The following is a 2758-nucleotide window of genomic DNA, read 5'->3' as shown; positions in this document are numbered from 1 at the left end:
GCGGTGTGGGGCGCGGGCCCTCGGCGGACGGAATCTGGTCGTCCGGTTCGGCGCCGTCGGCGGCGGAGCCCGGATCGTGGCCCGGTCGCGCGCCCGGGGCGGCGTCGTCGTCGGAGGAGGGCCGTTCGGGCGGCGGCGGGCCCGCGTCAGGCACGGTGTGGTGGTCCGAGGGAGTGCCGTCGTGAGAGGAGCGTTGTTCGTCGCTCGGCGGATGCGGGACAGGCGGAACGCGGTCGTCCGAGGCGGCCGTCTCCGAGGAGGGGACGGCGTGCTCCTGGCGGTCCGGGTGGGAGTCGGTCATGTCGCGTCGTCCCTGAGCTCTTCGGCGCGATGGGCCAGTTGCTCGGCGAGGCGGGCGGCCACCTGGAAGTCGAGGCCCTTGATCGTGGAGGAGCCGGCGTGGGAGGCCGTCCGGATCTCCAGGGTCGCCAGTCCGAGCATCCGCTCGAACCATCCTTGCCCCTTGTCGACCGTCTGGATGCGGCTCACGGGCACGAACACCCACTCCCTGGTCAGGTAGCCCGACCTGGCATAGACGACGTCCCCTGAGAGCTCCCAGCGATGCACGGCGTACCGGACGAACGGCTCGGCCACCAGGACCGGCAGCGTCAGCACCACGACGGCGACCGGCAGCAACCAGGGGTCGGCCGCCAGCCACGCGGGCACCCACGACCACCCGCTCCCGCCGACCCAGCGCGACACCAGCAGCGATCCGCCCAGCCAGAAGGCGAACGCGATCAGAGACTCCAGCAGCCACAGCCGGATGGCCTTGGGCGAGACGCGGTTCGCCGGATCGCGCAGCGGCCCTGTTGTCGTCACAAACCCCAGCTTAGGGGGCGAACCTCCCGGACGATCTGACAGCGCGACGGAAAGATCCACCACCGGCCCGTACGCACGGGTTTGCGCCGCCGGGGCGCGCCCGGAACCCCGTGCCCCTGTCGGGCGCGCCCGGCAGCGGGTCCATCCGCCGTCGGCGAAACGGCGGCGCGCGATGCCCGCAGGTACGCCGCAATCCGGACACGGAGCGCACCAAGGGCCGCCGCGCTGTGGCCAACGTCACTGCGCAGAAGACCGCATTCTGGCTGGTTTCGGATCCTTTACCAAGCACGGACCATCGGGAAACGGTCTGCGCACCGCCGAGACGCGCGTAGCATCGTCCGGCATGGGGCTGTGTAACACGGCATCACGCGTGCGACGCATCGCCGTCAGTGTGACGGCGGTGGCCGTAACGTTGGCGTCGTCCGGTTGTGGCAGCTTCAGCTTCGTCGGTAGATCCCAGGCCAAGGACATCGCGCAGGTCAACGTCTCCAGCCCTGAGCTGAATGACGGCAAGCCGCTCCCGCGCGAATACTCCTGTCACGGCGACCAGGGCAGCCCGCCGCTGCGCTGGTCGAGCCGGCCGTTGCCCGATGCCGAGTCGATCGCCATCGTGGTCGACAGTCACACGGCGTCGGAGTCGGCCGTGCACTGGGTGATGTACGACATCCCGGCCACCACGACCGAGCTGGGCGCCAACGCCGCCGCCGAGCCCCCCGAGGGCTCGCGCCAGGCGAAGGCGACCAGTGGGAAGACGGGCTACGAGCCCCCCTGTCAAGACCGGGCGAGCTACCGCTTCTCGGTCTACACGTTGAGCGGGAAGGTAGATCTGTCTCCGGAAGACGAGCTTCCCAAGATCCTGAAGAAGATCGCGGATCTGACCATCGCCCGCGGCCGGCTCACGGCGGTGAACATCGAGTGAGAGACCGACCACGACATGTAGTGCAGGTGTACCAATTCTTCACTTAGGGTGTGACAACTCTCTTAGTGGTCCGACACAATCAGATCCAATTGTTAGGCACTGGTGATCAAAGGGGGCAGATCGCGTCGATGGCCGCGCGATCTCATCGGTGCCAGAGGGAGGCCATGGCTTTGAGGGTGGTGCAATGATCGCGGTCGTAGTGAGCTTGGTCGCTGTCGTGCTCCTCGTGCTCGTCGTCGTGGCACTGGGCATGCGTTCGATGAGTCGCAGAGAGAGCTCGCTTCCTCCGGAACGGCTGAAAGAGATGGCCGAGAAGGAGGAGCTGACCCATGCGCGTTCCACGGATGAGTTCGCAGCCCACGAACCCCGGATGAACAATTTCAGCCCCGACTTCAGCCCCATTGACGCGCCGAAGCAGAAGCCGGTGCGCACCGGCCAGCGCGGCCGGCGGGGTGTCGACGAGTGGGGCAACCCGAGCAATGACGAGGACGACGAGGAGTTCTGGGCCAGCATCCGCAGCGATGCCGAAGAGGGCGGTTTCGGCGCCGACGGCACCGTGGCGGCCAGGAAGGCCACCTCTCGTCCGGTGGAGCGGGAACGGTCCGGCGACCCGCTGCCCGAGCGTCCGGCCAGGCGTTCCGAACGCAAGCCCAAGCCGCAGCCGGCGTCGGCAGCGGCCGATCCCGACGCGACGACCGTCCAGGCTCCCCTGCCGCAGCGCCAGCCCGCCGCCGCGGGCGGCCTCGCCGACCTGGTCGAGCCGTCCCCGCACCCCGTTCCCTCGCAGGCCGAGCTCGCCGACCAGCGCACCATGACGTTCGCGGCACCGACGCCCGACGTGCTGAGCATCCTCGGCGCGGGCGCGCAGCCGGTGCCCGCCCCCACTCCGTCCGAGCCGGCTCGCGCGCCGCGGCCCGCCTCGGTCTCCTCCAACGGCGTGTCCTCCAACAGCGCCTACCCGGCCGCGACCAGCAGCGGGTCCTTCCCCGCGACCGGCTCGTACGGCGGCGAGGCGAGCGC

General features: G+C 69.8%; 2 protein-coding genes and 2 pseudogenes. 2 read left to right on the top strand and 2 right to left on the bottom strand.

The window, feature by feature from the left end:
* Nucleotides 1–301, bottom strand: a pseudogene (locus tag E1286_RS46915) (hypothetical protein); the annotation flags it as partial.
* The gene (locus E1286_RS46910; protein ID WP_246075774.1) at nucleotides 298–819 is read right to left on the bottom strand and encodes a PH domain-containing protein; all 522 of its coding nucleotides are present in this window, start codon (nucleotides 817–819) and stop codon (nucleotides 298–300) included. The pseudogene E1286_RS46915 and the gene E1286_RS46910, both read right to left, overlap by 4 nt.
* Nucleotides 820–1219: 400 nt before the next feature.
* On the opposite strand from E1286_RS46910, the gene E1286_RS46905 reads away from it, so the two are divergent.
* Together E1286_RS46905 and E1286_RS46900 are read left to right on the top strand one after the other, a co-directional pair.
* Nucleotides 1220–1738, top strand: coding sequence for a YbhB/YbcL family Raf kinase inhibitor-like protein (locus E1286_RS46905; RefSeq protein WP_246075772.1), 519 nt, complete (start codon nucleotides 1220–1222; stop codon nucleotides 1736–1738).
* Nucleotides 1739–1922: 184 nt separating this feature from the next.
* Nucleotides 1923–2758: pseudogene (locus E1286_RS46900) on the top strand (hypothetical protein); the annotation flags it as partial.

Origin of the sequence: Nonomuraea terrae (assembly GCF_004348995.1) — a bacterium.
GTDB classification, from domain to species: domain Bacteria; phylum Actinomycetota; class Actinomycetes; order Streptosporangiales; family Streptosporangiaceae; genus Nonomuraea; species Nonomuraea terrae.
The sequence above is the reverse complement of the archived record's forward strand: the minus strand, read 5'-3'. Positions and strand labels throughout refer to the sequence as shown.